Annotated in this window: 10 protein-coding genes and 1 pseudogene; 2 read left to right on the forward strand and 9 right to left on the reverse strand. The window is 64.4% G+C overall.

Annotation, left to right across the window (positions count from 1 at the left end; genetic code table 11):
* Nucleotides 1–109: 109 nt before the first annotated feature.
* The 3 genes from smc to KG722_RS10870 all read right to left on the reverse strand — a co-directional run bounded on the left by smc (nucleotide 110) and on the right by KG722_RS10870 (nucleotide 4,866).
* Nucleotides 110–3,571, reverse strand: coding sequence for a chromosome segregation protein SMC (smc, locus tag KG722_RS10860; protein ID WP_213271801.1), 3,462 nt, complete (start codon nucleotides 3,569–3,571; stop codon nucleotides 110–112).
* A 16-nt stretch (nucleotides 3,572–3,587) separates the two neighbouring features.
* The gene (locus KG722_RS10865; protein WP_213271802.1) at nucleotides 3,588–4,259 is read right to left on the reverse strand and encodes a thioredoxin domain-containing protein; all 672 of its coding nucleotides are present in this window, start codon (nucleotides 4,257–4,259) and stop codon (nucleotides 3,588–3,590) included.
* Between the two features lie 70 nt (nucleotides 4,260–4,329).
* The gene (locus KG722_RS10870; RefSeq protein ID WP_213271803.1) at nucleotides 4,330–4,866 is read right to left on the reverse strand and encodes a DciA family protein; all 537 of its coding nucleotides are present in this window, start codon (nucleotides 4,864–4,866) and stop codon (nucleotides 4,330–4,332) included.
* Between the two features lie 45 nt (nucleotides 4,867–4,911).
* Here KG722_RS10870 and KG722_RS10875 point away from each other — a divergent pair, with 45 nt between their 5' ends.
* On the forward strand, nucleotides 4,912–5,955 hold the full coding sequence (locus KG722_RS10875) for an A/G-specific adenine glycosylase (RefSeq protein WP_213271804.1): 1,044 nt from the start codon (nucleotides 4,912–4,914) through the stop codon (nucleotides 5,953–5,955).
* Here the strand turns inward: KG722_RS10875 and KG722_RS10880 are convergent.
* The 5 genes and pseudogenes from KG722_RS10880 to KG722_RS15465 all read right to left on the reverse strand — a co-directional run bounded on the left by KG722_RS10880 (nucleotide 5,942) and on the right by KG722_RS15465 (nucleotide 14,239).
* Complete coding sequence (locus tag KG722_RS10880; protein WP_213271805.1) at nucleotides 5,942–6,517, reverse strand: DUF1294 domain-containing protein; 576 nt, start codon at nucleotides 6,515–6,517, stop codon at nucleotides 5,942–5,944. The two genes, KG722_RS10875 and KG722_RS10880, sit on opposite strands and share 14 nt — an antisense overlap.
* A 53-nt stretch (nucleotides 6,518–6,570) precedes the next feature.
* Nucleotides 6,571–7,678 (reverse strand): peptide chain release factor 2 gene (gene prfB, locus KG722_RS10885; RefSeq protein ID WP_213271806.1). Its coding sequence is split into 2 segments (ribosomal slippage): nucleotides 6,571–7,608 and nucleotides 7,610–7,678, totalling 1,107 coding nucleotides; the frame shifts between segments, so codons are not numbered across the junction.
* Nucleotides 7,679–7,771: 93 nt separating this feature from the next.
* Nucleotides 7,772–10,375 (reverse strand): penicillin-binding protein 1A, encoded by a 2,604-nt coding sequence (locus tag KG722_RS10890; RefSeq protein WP_300998433.1) that lies wholly within the window; start codon nucleotides 10,373–10,375, stop codon nucleotides 7,772–7,774.
* Between the two features lie 119 nt (nucleotides 10,376–10,494).
* Nucleotides 10,495–12,423, reverse strand: a complete 1,929-nt coding sequence (locus KG722_RS10895; protein WP_213271808.1) for a tetratricopeptide repeat protein — start codon at nucleotides 12,421–12,423, stop codon at nucleotides 10,495–10,497.
* A gap of 135 nt (nucleotides 12,424–12,558) precedes the next feature.
* Nucleotides 12,559–14,239: pseudogene (locus KG722_RS15465) on the reverse strand (electron transfer flavoprotein-ubiquinone oxidoreductase).
* Between the two features lie 88 nt (nucleotides 14,240–14,327).
* Between KG722_RS15465 and KG722_RS10905 the strand changes: the two are divergent.
* Nucleotides 14,328–15,125 carry a uracil-DNA glycosylase gene (locus tag KG722_RS10905; RefSeq protein WP_300998435.1) on the forward strand — a complete coding sequence of 266 codons (798 nt, stop codon included), beginning with the start codon at nucleotides 14,328–14,330 and terminating at the stop codon, nucleotides 15,123–15,125.
* Here the strand turns inward: KG722_RS10905 and KG722_RS10910 are convergent, their stop codons facing one another.
* Nucleotides 15,126–15,602 (reverse strand): hemerythrin domain-containing protein, encoded by a 477-nt coding sequence (locus KG722_RS10910; RefSeq protein ID WP_213271809.1) that lies wholly within the window; start codon nucleotides 15,600–15,602, stop codon nucleotides 15,126–15,128.
* Nucleotides 15,603–15,670 lie beyond the last annotated feature (68 nt).

The following is a 15,670-nucleotide window of genomic DNA, read 5'->3' on the forward strand; positions in this document are numbered from 1 at the left end:
AAGCCCCCCGGATTTCGGCGCAAACTATGGGCGCCCCCCTGCCAAGTCAACGGGGAATGGCAAAAGATATTGCTTTGATTTTATTTGAAAAAATCGCGCGCGTGGTGCGCTACTCCGCCGCAACAAGCTCCTCGGCGGCAGCAAGGTCCACCGAGACAAGCTTCGAGACGCCCTTTTCCCGCATGGTGACGCCGAAAAGCCGGTCCATACGGCTCATCGTCACCGGATTATGGGTGATGATGACGAAGCGTGTGTCGGTGCGCTGGCGCATTTCGTTCAGCATGTTGCAGAAACGGTCGACATTAGCGTCGTCGAGCGGGGCGTCGACCTCGTCCAGCACGCAGATCGGGGCGGGGCGGGAGAGGAACACGGCGAAGATCAGCGCAGACGCGGTAAGCGCCTGTTCACCGCCCGACATGAGGTTCAGCGTGCCGAGCTTCTTGCCCGGAGGCTGGGCGAAGATCTCGAGGCCGGCATTCAGCGGATCGTCGGCATCGATCAGGCGCAGTTCTGCCTGCCCGCCACCGAAGAGGGCCGAGAACAGCGCCTTGAAATGCTCGTTGACCGCTTCAAAGGCCTTGATCAGGCGCTCGCGGCCTTCTGCGTTCAGGGCTTCCACGCCCTGACGCAGCTTTGCGATGGCGCCGCTCAGGTCGTCCCGCTCGGCAATCTGGATACCCAGGCGGGCCTCCAGCTCGTCGGCTTCTTCTTCGGCATTCATGTTGACCCCGCCCAGCTGGTCGCGCTCGCGGCGGAGCGCATCAAGGCGTGTCTCGGCTTCGCGAGGCGTGAAGGCCCCGAGGGTCTCTGCATCGAGATGGCCTTCGGCAATCGCCAGAAGGCCTTCGGGCGTGCGCTGGAAATTGTTGCGGGCAACTTCGACGACATCAACGAGGCGGGCCTCGGAGGTTTCCAGTTTCACTTTCCAGCCGGCGAGTTGCTCGCGCGCCTGGGAGGCGGCGGCCGAGGCGCGGCGGGCGGCGGCGTCGGCTTCGCGGATGGCTGTTTCCTTGACGGCGAGCGCGTCGGCGGCGGCCTTTCGTTCGGTCTCGAAGATCTCGAGCTCGGCCGAGAGGCCTTCGATTTCCTCATTGAGCGCCTGCGGGCGTTGCTTGGCGCCAAGGACTGCGGCGGCGACGTCTGCGCGGCGCTCCGACAGGCGGGAGAGGCGTTCGTCCGCCGCGGCGAGGCGGGCGGTCCAGTTGTCGATGTCGCGCTCCAGGGCGCCGCGGCGGGCAGCGGCCTGCTCGCGGCCACGGGTGAGGTCGGTGAGGCGGCCACGGGTTTCGGTTTCGGCGGCGCGGGCGGAGGTCAGCTCGTTGCGGGCGGCGCTGAGGGCGGCCTCAAGGGCAGCTTGCTCATCGGCGGCAAGCGGGGTGGCGAAGGCCATGGTCTCGGCGATGGCGGCGAGCTCGTTCTGCGCGCGGATGAGGGCTTCGTTGCCGGTGTCACGGCGCAGGCTCGCGCGTTCGGCAGCCTGGACTTCCTCGGCTGCGAACGCGCGGGCATCGCTGAGGGCTTTCTGGGCTGGGCCGATCAGCTGGCGGACATGGCGGAGGGCGTCTTCGGCATGCCGGCAAGCCTTCCGGGCGGCGTCAAGCGCGTCCGTGCGGGCGGTGAGGTCTGCCTGGAGGGGGGCGAGATCGGCGCGGGCCGTTTCGAGGCGGGCCTGCTGCTCCAGGCGCGCGGCGGCGCTGACGGGGGCCTGTGGCGTGCGGGTGAACCCGTCCCAGCGCCAGAGGTGACCGTCGCGGGAGACAAGGCGCTGGCCCGGCTTGAGTTCGCCCATGAGGCGGGCGCCCTCTGCAGCGCTGACGAGGCCGCACTGGGCAAGGCGCGCAGCAAGTTCGCCGGGGGCGTCGACATAGCCCGAGAGAGGCTCGGCGCCGGTTGGCAGGCCGAGGGCGCAGACAGCGGCGCCGCCCCAGTAGAGCGCGGCGGCCTTGTCGGTGGAGGCGGAGATGTCGTCCCCGAGGGCGGCGGCGACGGCTTTCTCGTAGCCATCGCGGGTGCGGATGCGCTCGACGACCGGTGGGGCGGATGTCGCGGCGTCGGCGCGGGCGAGGAGCTTTTCGAGGCCGGCGATTTCCGCTTCGAGGGCGCGGACAGTGTGGCTTGCCTGTTCCTGCGGCGGCCGGGCGGCGAGTTCGGCGTCACGGACGCGGAGTAGTTCTGCTTCGGCGAGTTCTACCGTGCGCTCGGCATCGTCGAGGGCGGCTTCAGCTTCGGCCTCGGCATTCTTGGCCTGACGGACGCGAAGCACATGGATGGCGGCATCTTCAAGGCCGGTCATCTCGTTCTTCAGACGGTCGATTTCAGCCGTGAGCTGGGTCTTGCGGCGGGCCTGCTGGGCAGCGGTGTCTTCGGCGGCCCGGCGGCGGGCGCGGACTTCGGAAAGGCGGGCCTGGGTTTCGTCGGCGGCTGATTCGGCAGCGGCGAGGCGGGCACGGGCGGCGTCGAGCGCGTGCTGGGCTTCTGCTTCCAGTACCTTGTTCGTGTCGGCGTCCTCTACCGGGAGGGCGGCGCGTTCACTGCGGGCATGGGCGAGGGCAGCCTCGGATTCGGCGCGGCCGGCGGTTTCGCGCTCGAAATCTTCCTCAAGACGCCGGGCTTCGGCTTCGAGGCGCTCCTGGGCTTGGGAGGCAATGCGGCGTTCGGTTTCGAGCTTTGCCAGCGTGATGCGGGTTTGCGAGAGGCGACCGGCAGCGGCCATTTCAGCCTCGCGCAGAGGGGCAACCCCTTCACCAGCCTCGATGCGTTCGCGCTCGCGCAGGGCGTCTTCGCGGGAGAGGTCTTCGACCTGTCGCTTGCACACTTCCAGCTGCGCGCGGGCAGTCTCTGCATTCTGGCGCGCTTCGGCCCAGCGCAGATGGGCGAGGAGGGCTTCCAGGCCGTGGATTTCTTCGGACAGGCGCCGGTATCGGCGGGCCTTGGCGGCCTGACGCTTGAGGCTTGTGAGCTGGCGTTCGACTTCGGCGGAGACTTCGGCGAGACGCTGGAGGTTGGCTTCGGCCGCGTCCAGCTTCAGTTCGGCTTCATGGCGGCGGGTGTTGAGGCCGGCGATACCGGCGGCTTCTTCGAGAATGCGGCGGCGGTTCTGGGGCTTGGAGCCGATAAGCTCGGAGATCTGGCCCTGACGCACCAGGGCCGGCGAGTTGGCGCCGGTGGAGGCGTCCGCGAAGAGGAGCTGGATGTCCTTGCCGCGCACAGTGCGGCCGTTGATGCGGTAGCTGGAGCCGGCGCCGCGTTTCAGCTTGCGCTCGACCTCCAGAAGGTCTGCTCCGTTGAATTCGGGCGGCGCGGTGCGTTTGGAGTTGTCGAGGACGAGGGTGACTTCGGCGGTTTCCCGCGAGGGGCGGGAGGCGGCGCCGGAGAAGATGAGATCGTCCATCTCGCCGCCGCGCATGGCCTTGGCGGAGTTTGCCCCCATGGCCCAGCGCAGCGCTTCGAGGAGGTTTGACTTGCCGCAGCCATTGGGGCCGACAATGCCTGTCAGCCCCGGCTCGATCGGAACAGTCTGTGGGTCGACGAACGACTTGAAGCCGGCGATGCGGAGTTCAGTTATCTGCATGCCGGGCCCTCATGGCTCACTCAGCGCCCTTGGCGGCGAGTTTTGCCTCGATCTGCTTCACGAAGCCTTCGGCCGTCGTGTATTCGCCCTGGAAGTTCTGTTTCACGCCGTCGATAATGAAGGTCGGGGTGCCTTCGACGCCCCACTTCTCGGAGGTGGCGTAGGTGTCGGCGAGCGCCTTGCGGATGTCGCCGTTGGCGAGGCAGGCATCGAACGCGGCGGCGTCAGCAATGCCGTGACGCTGGCCGATGGCGCTGAGGGTGGTCTTCACGACGCCGTTCTGGGCCGCAAAGCGAATGCCGTCCTGATTTTCGAACAGATCATCGAGCACGTCGAAGAATTTGTCTTCGCCGGCACAGCGGGCCATGGCGTAGGCGGCCACGTCGATTTCATTGAGAGGATATTCGCGGAAGATAAACCGTACCTTGCCGGTCGAGATGAACTTCTCTTCCAGAGTGGGTTTCACGCTTTCATGGAAATATTTGCAGGCCGGGCAGGTGGGCGAGGCATACTCGATGATGGTGATCGGGGCGTCAGCGCTGCCGATGATGTGGCCAAGTTCGCCATCAGTGCTGGCCGCAGCATCACCGTTTCCGGCTGCGGATACGTTGTCGCCCGCTGCGCCACAGGCAACAAGGGCCAGCGCGGACAGCGCTGTGAGTGCGAAACGCCGGGAAAGGGTGAGCATGATCATAAGCCTCGCGTTAAGGAATGAGTCGCGCCGGTTGCCAAACCGTTAACAAACCGGGCGATCCTGTTTACTCTGTGGCGGATAGCACAGCCTCGCCCAACGCAACAATTGCCGCGCGCAGGCGCGGGTTCTCGATGGGAACGGCCTGTGCGGCGACGTCGGCCTTTTCGGCCGGGGTGAGCGTGCGGGAACGGCGGCGGAATTCGCCGGGGCCTGTGCGCCGGATCTGGCCCTGAACGATCCGGATGGACGTGATATCTCCTCCGGCGGCGACCGAGACACGCTGGCGGATGATTTCCGACTGGTGCTGGATCATCGGCGCGGCCTGGGGAAGGACCATCAGCGTCAGGACCCGGCCCTCCTTCGAGGATGTGATCTTTTCCGGCTGGCACCAGCGCCAGATCTGTTCGCCGACGATCTGGCGCCAGTTGATCTGCATCTGTTTGAGCGGGGGCAGCTTGGCTGTGCCCGCCTTGCGCCCGATGCGTTCCGCCATGAGCCCGACCGGCTTCATCGGCGCGCGAACCGGCCGCGCCCGCGCATAACGCAGCTTCACCTGCGCGCGCGCTTCTGCGATGGGATCAAGGCTCGTAAACTGGACCATTGGCCCTACCTTGCCCGGCTTCGCACAGAAGGGAAAGTTACACGTATGACCGCGCGTTCAGATTTGCGTGAACTGCCTTCAATTCTGCTTGGCTGGTTTGACCGGAATGCGCGGGTGTTGCCCTGGCGCGGGCCGATCGGCATGAAGCGGGATCCCTATCGCGTCTGGCTGGCTGAAATCATGCTGCAGCAGACGACTGTGCCGCATGCGGCGCCTTACTTTGAAGCCTTCACGCGTCGCTGGCCGAGCGTGAACGACCTTGCCGCGGCGCCCGATGGGGACGTGATGCGGGCCTGGGCAGGGCTTGGTTATTATGCGCGGGCGCGCAACCTGCTCAAATGCGCGCGCCAAGTGGCTGCGCGCGGCGGGTTTCCGGAGACATCGGCGGGTCTGAGGGAGTTGCCCGGCATCGGCCCCTACACGGCAGGCGCGATTGCCGCGATTGCGTTTGACGAACCCTCCGCAGCGGTCGACGGCAATGTGGACCGGGTGTTCGCGCGCCTTATGGCGCTCAAGGGGGAGTGGGCGCAGGAGAAAAAACAGATCGCAGCTGCCGTGGCCGCGATCGTGCCGGCGCGGCGGCCGGGGGACTTTGCCGAAGCGCTTATGGACCTGGGTGCAACCATCTGCACGCCGGCAGCGCCCAACTGCCTGCTCTGCCCCCTGACGGAATTCTGCGCGGCGCGGACGGAAGGAAACCCTGAGCGCTACCCGATCAAGCCGGCAAAACCTGCAAAACCCGTAAGGTTCGGCCATGCCTGGGTTCATCTGAGAGAAGGCAAGGTCTGGCTGGTGCGCCGGCCACCGGAAGGACTGCTTGGCGGCATGCTGGCCCTGCCGACGGGAGTCTGGCAGGAAGGGGCGCTGCCCGAGGCGCAGCCGCCGATGCGTGCTGATTGGCAGGCGTCCGGAGAGGTGCGCCATGTGTTCACGCATTTCAGCCTGAGGCTATCTGTGTGGCAGGCTGGCGTCTCGCGGGCGCCCGCCGGAGAAGGCGTCTGGGCGGACCTGGCACAAGAAAGCGGCCTGCCGACTGTTTTTGCCAAGGCGCTGGCGCAAGCAACCGGCGGGACAATCAGGCCCCGGTAAACACCGCCATCTGCACAAAGGCGGCCATGTTGATTGCAACGCTCATCCAGAACAGTGTACGGAAGGCGGGCTTCTTCGTCTTGTGGCGGAATAATTCCTGCGCGATGATGGCGCCGGGCCAGCCGCCGACGAGGCCTACCATCAGGAGAATGGTTTCAGACACGCGCCATTGATTGTGTTCGGCCGCGCGCTTGTCGAGCGCGTAGCCGATGAAGCAGGCGAGGCTGGCGACGCCGTAGACAATAAACCAGGCCGTCGAGACTTCGGTCGACATGGCGACCGCCACGGCAATGAACAGGAAGGCTGGGATCACCAGCAGGCGCGGCGATCTTGTGAGGAGTTTCCAGAGGAAGCTTGGCCCCGGTATGATGGCGCGAACAGGGCGGATGTCGGCGGCCCTTAGACGGCCGGTCTTGTCGGTTTCTTCCGTGTAGGAATAGAGGTGTCCCTCTTCGATGTGCCGGTCATCCTTGGCGAAGGCGCGGATATGGGCAAACGCATCCGGGCCGCCGCCGACAGGCTTCAGGAAGCCAAAACCGCGCGCCTCGTTCCAACCCGACAAATGCCCCTCCTGACGAGGAGTCGTGCCAGCAGAGAGAGGCTCCGCGGGCCTGGTCAAGCCTCCTGTTCCTTGTTGACTGATGCGGCAAGCGCGGCGGAGAGGAACCGGTCGATGTCGCCATCGAGTACGCCGGACGTATCGGACGTTTCGACTTCCGTGCGCAAATCCTTGACCATCTGGTAGGGCTGCAGGACGTAAGAGCGGATCTGGTGGCCGAAGCCGATGGCGCTCTTGTCCGCATACTGTGCATCTGCCACGGCCTTGCGCTTCTGAAGCTCCAGTTCGTAGAGTTTAGAGCGGAGCATCTTCCACGCCTCATCGCGGTTCTGATGCTGGGAGCGGCCGGCCTGGCACTGAACGACGGTGTTGGTCGGGATATGAGTGAGACGGACAGCTGAGTCGGTCCGGTTGACGTGCTGGCCGCCCGCGCCGGATGCGCGGTAGGTGTCTGTGCGCACGTCTGAGGGGTTGATCTCGACATCGATCTTGTCGTCGATGACGGGAGAAACTGCGACCGACGAGAACGACGTGTGGCGGCGGGCCGAGGAGTCGAACGGAGAGATGCGCACCAGTCGATGGACGCCCTGTTCTGATTTGAGCCAGCCATAGGCGTTTTCGCCCTTGATCTGCAGGGTGGCGGATTTGATGCCCGCTTCTTCCCCGTCACGCTCGTCCAGCAGGTCGACCGAATAGCCGCGCTTTTCAGCCCAGCGGACATACATGCGGCGCAGGATGGAAGCCCAGTCCTGGCTTTCCGTGCCGCCTTCGCCCGCGTTGATCTGCAGGTAGCAGTCATTGCCGTCAGCCTCGCCCGAGAGGAGCGCGGCAAGTTCGGCTTCGGCAGCGCGCCTGGCAGAGCGGCGCAGGGATGCTTCAAGGTCTGCCAGCATGCCGGGATCGCCCTCGGCAAGTTCCATCAGCTCCGGGGCGTCGGCGGTGTCTTTTTCCAGCGTCTGCACCAGCGCAATGCCATCGGCGAGCTTCTGGCGCTCGCGCATCATGGCTTGTGCTTCCTGCGGATCGTCCCAGAAGTCGGGGCGTTCGGAAAGGTTGGTCAGCTCGTCGAGGCGTTTTGTGGCTGTATCCCAGTCAAAGACGCCTCCGTAGCAGAGCGGCGGAGCTTTCGATCTTTTCGATCAGCGAACGGATTTCTGCGGACATGATGAACCTCTTGTAATCCTGGATTGAAAGAAACGTGTGTCTGCGCACCCTATAGCCGGGCCGCCTCAACGGGTCAAAGCTGGGAATACCGCGTCAGAATACGTCGTCGAGATCGGCGTTCGCGGTGTCTTCTTCAACCGGGGTCGGCGCATCGCTGGACGGGCCGCAGGATCCGGAGATCGAGAGGCAGTCTTCGGTACTGTTGAAGGCGGTCAGGCCGGGCTCTGTTCCGGGGCGGAAGGCTTCGTCGATGATGATCGACGTCCCCGGCGTTGCGAGTGAGCCGGTGCGGGCGTCGATCTTCACGAGGCGAACGCCGGGCGGGATGCGGAACGGCGTGGGCGGTTCCTTCTCCAGGGCCTTTTCCATGAACTCGGTGAAGATCGGCACGGAGACCGAGCCGCCGGCCTCGCCTTCGCCGAGCGAGCGGTTGTCGTCAAAGCCGATACGGATGCCAACCACGAGGTCTGGCGAGAAGCCGACGAAGATTGCGTCGCGATAGTCATCGGTCGTGCCGGTCTTGCCGGCGAGCGGCTTGCCCACGCGCAGGGCGCGCCGGGCGGTGCCGCGCTCGACGACGCCTTCGAGCATATGGGTGACCTGATAGGCGACGATGGGGTCGAGAACCTGCTCGCGCGTATCGGGCAGAGCGGGCGGCGGGCCGCCGTTCCAGTCATCGGTGTCGCAGCCTTCGCAGGCGCGGGTGTCGTGCTTGTAGAGGGTGCGGCCATAGCGGTCCTGGACGCGGTCCAGCAGGGTGGGAGTCACGAGGCGACCGCCATTGACGAAAGCGGCATAGCCGCGCGTCAGGTCGATCATGGTCGTTTCGCCTGCGCCCAGCGACATGGCTGCGTAGGGCGGCAGTTTCTCATAGACGCCAAGGCGTTCGGAGAGGTCGGACACGGCCTGCATCCCGATATCCAGCGCCACGCGGGCGGTGACCATATTGAGCGATTTCTCAAGTGCCACGCGCATGGTCACCATGCCGGAGGACTGGCCGGCGGTGTAGTTTTTCGGGGTCCAGTATTTCTGGGTCGAAACGTCGAACGATACGAACGGCGCATCCAGCAGGCGGCTGGCGGGGGTATAGCCCTTCTCCAGCGCGGCGGCATAGACAAACGGCTTGAAACTTGACCCGGGCTGGCGGTTTGCCTGGGTGACGCGGTTGAAGCTCGACTTGAAGAAGGAGTAACCGCCCTGCATCGCGAGGATACGGCCCGTGTGCGGGTCAAGGGCGATCAGGGAGCCATCAACTTCCGGAACCTGGCGCAGGGTTGCGTTGCCGACAGGCACCATGACGGGCTGGAGCGGTCCTTCTGCGGCTTCGATGGCTTCGCCGCCTTCTGTGGCTGTGGCAGCATCGGGCGTGGCCTGCGCGCCATCCCTGGAGGCTTCGCGCCTGAATTCAGCCAGGATGACCTGGCCTTGCAAGAGCCCGGCCTTGCCGTCTTCGGGTTTGAAGGTGGCGGCCCATTTCACTTCTTCGGCCGGCAGGCGGATCGTTGCGTTGTCGCTGAGCAGAAGCTCCGCGCCATTGGCCGAAACCGAGGTTACGAGCGCTGCTTCCCAGGTTCCGAAGCCGCCGGGGAGTTCGACGTCCTTGAGCGCGGCCGCCGCGTTCCCGTCGAGCGGAAGGGTGGCCAGCGGGCCGCGCCAGCCATGGCGGCGGTCATAGGCAATGAGACCGTTCTGAAGCGCTTCCTGGGCAGCGATCTGCAGGCGCGTGTCGATGGTCGAGCGGATGGAAAGGCCGCCCTGTTCGAGCGTGTCTTCGCCATATGTCTGGATCAGTTCACGGCGAAGTTCCTGAACGAAATAGGTGGCCGCGGCATATTCCGGGCCGCGCAGGCGGCGGGTCGTGGTCAGCGGGCGATCCTGCGCCGTTTCGGACTCCTCGCGGGTGATGTAACCATCCTCGACCATGCGGCCGAGCACATAGTTGCGCCGGGCAAGAAGTCTTTCGGGGTTGGTATAGGGGTTCACCGCCGAGGGGGCCTTGGCGAGCGAGGCGAGGATCGCCGCTTCCGACAGGTCCAGCTCGGGCAGGGATTTGTTGAAATAGTTCAGGGCGGCAGACGCGACGCCGTAGGACTGCCCGCCGAGATAGATCTCGTTGAGATAGAGTTCGAGGATCTGTTCCTTCGTGAACTCCTTTTCCATCCGCTGGGCAACGATGGCTTCCTTGGCTTTGCGCTCAAGGTTCTGGTCGCGCGTCAGAAGCATGTTCTTGGCGACCTGCTGGGTAATGGTCGAGCCACCCTGCATACCGCCCGAGCCGCTGATCTTGTTCTTGGCCGTATTGATGCCGCCCCGGGCGATGCCGGCATAGTCGAGGCCATCATGGGTGAAGAAGTTCTTGTCCTCTGCCGCCACGAAAGCTTCGATCACGTGCCCGGGGATCGATTCGTAGGGCACGAAGACGCGGTGCTGGCTTGCAAACTCTGCGATCAGGGCGCCGTCGCCGCCATGCACGCGGGAGGTGATCGGCGGTTCATACTGCTTCAGCTTTTCAATGGACGGCACGTCCCGTCCCAGCGCAGCGAAGTAGACCCAGATGCCGATGATGCCGATCACGCCGAGCACGAGGCCCAGGATCACCAGGCGGCGGAGCCATTTCCAGAGAGTGTCGTACTTCCCGGGCTCCTTGTAAGGATCGGGCTTGCGAGAGGGCTGGAAAGTCGGAGGGGCGTCTGTCATCTGCAAACCTTGCGGCGAATCATGGGCCTTGCGGCCATAGTCTACTCTACGAGCGAGGGAGGTCGCACGCCTTTCCGGCCATACTAAGGCGCGCCGGTGGCGGGTAAAAGAGGCCGGTGTCAGATGTCGCGGCGGGTGATCTCGCCATCATCGATCCGGATTTCCGGCAGGGGCTTCTTTTCCGGCACGGGTGTGGACAGGCCCTCCGCCAGTTTTCTGGAGATACTCTCGCGTTCCTGAAGGGGCGGGTGATTGTCGAAGGCCGTTTGCCAGGCCTCCCGGGCCTCTTCTTCCATGCCCTGATGCCAGTAGATGTCGCCGAGATGATCCTCGATTTCCCAATGCCGGTGGGGCATCAGATCTTCGCGGGAGCCTTCAATCAGGCGCTGGGCCCGCTCAAGGTCGCCATACTGGTAGAGCGCCCAGCCGAAGGAGTCGGCGATGTAGGGGTCGTTCTCGGCCAGGAGCATCGCGCGGGCGAGGACCTTGTAGCCTTCTTCAATGCGGTCGGTGCGGGTCACGAGGAAATAGCCAAGTGAATTCAGCGTGTAGGGATCATTCGGGCGGGACAGCCGCTCACTTCTCAGGATCACGAGGGCGTCGTTGACCCGGCCGCCACGGCCCAGAATGTCCGCCAGTGTCATCCTGCGCTCATGGGTGTCGTCCAGGCGGCGGGCCTCTTCGGCATGGCTGACGGCCTCGGGAATGTCACCGAAATGGCTGTAGATCGAACTGGCGAGGCCATTGGCGGCGGCTTTCTCGGCCGGATTGCCGGCCAGCTGCATGAGCTCGGGCAGCAGGGTCATCGCCGTTTCCCGGTCGTTGAGCAGCGCGCTGAGCTGCAGCGCGCCATAAAGGGTCTGCAGCTTCTCGTCTTCCTCTGAAAGGCTGAGCGCCTCGGAAATGGCCGCGCGGGCTTCCGGTTCGCGCCCCGACATGATCAGCGACTGGGCGGCTGATATCTGCAGGGACGGGGTCGTCTCCGGCGCCTTCATGGCGACATGGGCGGCGCCGTCAAACAGCGCCTCTTCATACAGCGCGTCCACGACACCGCTGCGGACCGCGTCATTGGCGGGGTCGATCACCAGCGTCATGAGGTCAAAACCGGCCCGATCGGTGTCAAATCCGGTCAGGTCCTGACCGGCGAGCGCGGCGGTGATGTAGCGCTGCTGCTGCAGGGCTGTGGCCACGTCGGAGAGCGACTGGGAGAAGCCGGTTACGACGGTCAGCGGTTCATTGTCGAGGTTCTTGCCGGTTTCGAGGCTTTCGATGGCGGCGGCGTAGCTGGTGGCCTGTTCAGGCTCTGCCGCGGCGAGTTGCTCATAGGCGGCCTTGGCTTCCTCTATCCGGCCCAGCCGCTGCAGGAGCAGGGCATGGCGCACGATAACCGTGCTGATATGCTGGAAGATGATGCCGCGCGGGTCGAACTGGTGTTCGGGGGCTTCAATCGTCGAGGGGGTGAGGGCTTCGTAGACGGCCAGCGCTTCATCCGTGCGGCCCGCTGCTTCGAGCATGGCGGCGAGCGAGAGGTCTGCCGTGATCCCGGGCATGGATCCGGCTACGTCGCGGTGGCGATTGATCGCGCCGTCCGCGTCGCCCTCCAGTGCGATGAACCAGGCATCTAGCCAGAGATAGAAGCCCGGCAGGTCATCTTCGATCGCCGGATCACCCGTGATGCCGAGATAGTTGCGCGCACTGGGGAAGTCGCCGTCTGCCGCGCGGTCGAGCGCCAGGTAGGCATTGGCGAAACTGTCGGTGCTGCGGTCTTCTTCTGGCAGGGCCGAAAGAAATGTCAGGAGGCCCGCAGTGTCACCAGCGCGGATGGCGTCTTCGGCCGAAGCATAGGTTGCCGGTGTGCCCGTGCCGGCTGTGATCGCCATCGACCGGGCCGCCTCGGAGAATGTCGCAGCGGCGGGAGCAGGCGTTTCGACAGGCAGGGCATCTTCTGTCACCGGCATCGCCAGATGCGGAATTCCGGAGCAGGCCGCCGGCGACAGGGTGAGCAGACAGACGAATGCGCCGGCAAGGACGCGGAAGTCGTGGCGCATGGGGGTTCGCTCACTTCTTTGAGGAAAGCTCAGTCAAGCAGGCCCTTGGGGCAAGAGCAAGGCGGGCGCCGGGGGAATGACGTGAAGGTGAAAACGCCGCCCGCTTTGCGGGCGGCGCAATCAGGTTGCCGGGGTTCAGGTATTGGAGTAGGCGGGCCCGCCGCCACCTTCGGGAACTGTCCAGTTGATATTGAGGTTCGGGTCCTTGATGTCGCATGTCTTGCAGTGGATGCAGTTCTGCGAGTTGATCTGGAAGCGCATCGCGCCGCCATCATCCTTGACCCATTCGTAAACACCCGCCGGGCAATAGCGTGCCGAGGGGCCGGCATAAACATCGTATTCGGATGATTTCTGCAGGGCGAGGTCCTTCACCTTGAGGTGAACCGGCTGGTCTTCCTCATGATAGGTGTTGGTGAATGACACGTTGGTCAGCTTGTCAAAGCTGAGCACGCCATCGGGCTTGGGGTAGTCGATCGGCTTGAAGTTCCTGGCCGGTTTCAGCGACGCAGCGTCGGTCTTTCCATGGCTGAGCGTGCCGAAGAAGGAGAAGCCGAAGAGGGAGTTGACCCACATGTCGAGGCCGCCCATCGGGATGCCGAGCGCTGTGCCGAGTTTCGACCAGAGCGGCTTCACGTTCCGGACGGTCTTGAGCTCCTTATAGACCGAGGAGCCGGCATAGGCCTCTTCATAGCCCTCAAGCGTATCGCCCGAACGGCCGTCGCGGATGGCTTCAAAGGCAGCTTCGGCGCCCATCATGCCGGTGAGGATCGCGTTATGGCTGCCCTTGATGCGGGGCACGTTGACGAAGCCCGCGCCGCAGCCGATCAGCGCGCCGCCCGGGAAGGCGAGCTTGGGGACAGACTGGAAGCCGCCCTCGGTGATGGCGCGCGCGCCATAGGCAACCCGCTTGCCGCCCTTGAGGAAGGGGGAGACCGAGCTCATGGTGCTTGAAGCGCTGGAACTCGTCATAGGGCGAGATGTAGGGGTTGGCGTAGTTCAGGTGGACCACGAAGCCGACGGTGATGAACGGCTCGCCATTGTCGCGGAAGTGATAAAGGAAGCTGCCGCCCCCCGTCTTGTTGTCGAGTGGCCAGCCCATCGTGTGCTGGACATAGCCTTCCTTGAAATTCGCTTCGGGAACAGACCAGACTTCTTTCAGGCCGATGCCGTATTTCTGCGGGTCTCGACCTTCATCGAGATTGAACTTGCTGATCAGCTGCTTGCTCAGCGAGCCGCGGGCGCCTTCGGCGAAGAGCACGTATTTGCCAAGCAGCTCCATGCCGGGCTGGTAGTCGTCCTTGGGCTGGCCGTCTGCGCCGGTGCCCATGACGCCGGCGACGATGCCTTTGACTGCGCCCTTGTCGTCATAGACGAGTTCGGAAGCGGCAAAGCCGGGGAAGACTTCCACGCCGAGCTTTTCAGCCTCTGCGCCGAGCCAGCGGGTAAGGTTTGCCAGCGAGCCGGTGAAGTTGCCGTGGTTCTTCATGAAATCCGGCATGGGCAGCCAGGAGATGTCAGCTGCGCCGCCGGGGCCGAGGAAGATGAATTTGTCATCGGTCACTTCGGTTTTCAGCGGGCGGTCGTCGCGGGTCCGCCAGTCTGGAATCAGCTGGTCCAGGCCGACCGGGTCCATGACCACGCCCGACAGGATGTGCGCGCCGATCTCGCCGCCCTTTTCGATGACAACGACCGAAAGGTCTTCACCGGCTTCACTCGCGAGCTGTTTGAACCGGATCGCGGCCGACAGGCCTGCGGGGCCGCCGCCAACGATAACCAGATCGAACTCCATCGATTCACGCTCTGGGGTCTCCGCCATAAGCTGCTCCTTGTTTGCGCTTTGCGCCTTATATCTGTATCCGGTTAAGCACTTACAGCCTGTTTCCCGAAGGTCCAGCCTGTCCGCAATGTCACCCCCTGCGTCAAGAGCGCCAGTTTCTGCCCTCACCGACTGGTGGGAGACCATGGGCGTGGCCGTGGATGCGCCTCTGGTGGAGGCTTTGCTGGCGGCAGCGCCTGCCGTTGAGGCAGCCCCCGAAGCCGCCCGATCCCAGGAGGTTCCCGCCCTTCGCCGGCGCGGCGCGCGCAGCGTTTCGGACTGGATCCGCGAGGCGGCAAGGATCGCGTCCGGCTGCGCGACAATGGATGACCTCGCCGCAGCGATCTGCGATTTCGCTGGCAGCCCGCTCAAGGGGAGCTGCGAGAGCACAGTCGTTTATGATGGCATTGCCGGGGCCGGTCTGATGGTGATCGGCGAGGGGCCGGGGGCCGAGGAGGACCGTCAGGGCAAGCCCTTCGTGGGCAAGGCCGGGCAGCTTCTCGACAAGATGCTTTCCGCCATTGGCCGCAGCCGCACCGGGAATGCCCTCATTTCCAACGTCAATTACTGGCGCCCGCCCGGCAACCGGAACCCTGAACTGGACGAGCTGGCCGTTTGCCGTCCCTTCGTGGACCGCATGATCGAGATTTCCCGGCCCAAACTGATCGTGGCCGCGGGCGGCGTCCCGGCTGTATCCCTGCTCAACAGCCGTGACGGCATCATGAAGCTGCGCGGCAACGAATACAGCTACACCACGCCGGGCGGTTATACCGTGCCGCTGATCCCGATGCTCCACCCGGCCTATCTCCTGCGCCGCCCGCAGGACAAGAGCCGGGCCTGGCGCGACCTGCTGCTGATTGAGAAGCGGCTTGGCGAGCTGGGATAATCAATCCTTCAGTGCTTCTTCAGCCTTTTCGTCGACCAGCGTGCGTTCCTCTTTCTTTCGCTCCGCAAATTCCGCAGCGATTTCGCCGGATCTGTCGGCGCCGATCACATCCTTGGCGACTGGGAAGATGTCGTCTTCTTCTTCATTGATATGATGCTCGTAGCGATCCTTCATGGTCCTGAGGCGCGTCAGCCAGCCCGGAGAGCTCATATCCGTGTCGTTGAGTTCCTGAAGCAGGTCGTCGAGTTCCTTGTGCTCGGCGACCGAATGGCGCCCTTCGGCCTGGCCGTCGGATTCTGCCAGCAGGGGGCTGTAGAAGGCCACTTCTTCGGCGGCCGCATGGGCGCTGACATCGTAGTAAAAGGACTTCCAGAGCTCGCGGCGCTCGTCTGAATTGCCTTCGGTTTCCACAAGCTTCGCCAGCAGGTCGCGGTGCGTGTCATGATCGGATTTGAGTTTCTCGTAGATCGTGGGCATGGCAGCGTCTCCTTGACTAAACTGCATAATGAACGCCTCACCGGCCCAAGCGTTCCAATCTGACCGGA

The sequence above is a fragment of the Hyphomonas sp. genome (assembly GCF_018402285.1).
Taxonomy (GTDB): Bacteria; Pseudomonadota; Alphaproteobacteria; order Caulobacterales; family Hyphomonadaceae; genus Hyphomonas.

What these genes read in the sequence shown, in the direction of transcription:
- KG722_RS10890 (WP_300998433.1), bottom strand. Translation starts at nt 10,375, where the DNA reads ATGACAGACGCCCCTCCGACTTTCCAGCCCTCTCGCAAGCCCGATCCT.
- KG722_RS10875 (WP_213271804.1), top strand. Translation starts at nt 4,912, where the DNA reads ATGACCGCGCGTTCAGATTTGCGTGAACTGCCTTCAATTCTGCTTGGC.
- KG722_RS10910 (WP_213271809.1), bottom strand. Translation starts at nt 15,602, where the DNA reads ATGCCCACGATCTACGAGAAACTCAAATCCGATCATGACACGCACCGC.
- smc (WP_213271801.1), bottom strand. Translation starts at nt 3,571, where the DNA reads ATGCAGATAACTGAACTCCGCATCGCCGGCTTCAAGTCGTTCGTCGAC.
- KG722_RS10895 (WP_213271808.1), bottom strand. Translation starts at nt 12,423, where the DNA reads ATGCGCCACGACTTCCGCGTCCTTGCCGGCGCATTCGTCTGTCTGCTC.
- KG722_RS10905 (WP_300998435.1), top strand. Translation starts at nt 14,328, where the DNA reads ATGTCACCCCCTGCGTCAAGAGCGCCAGTTTCTGCCCTCACCGACTGG.
- KG722_RS10870 (WP_213271803.1), bottom strand. Translation starts at nt 4,866, where the DNA reads ATGGTCCAGTTTACGAGCCTTGATCCCATCGCAGAAGCGCGCGCGCAG.
- KG722_RS10865 (WP_213271802.1), bottom strand. Translation starts at nt 4,259, where the DNA reads ATGCTCACCCTTTCCCGGCGTTTCGCACTCACAGCGCTGTCCGCGCTG.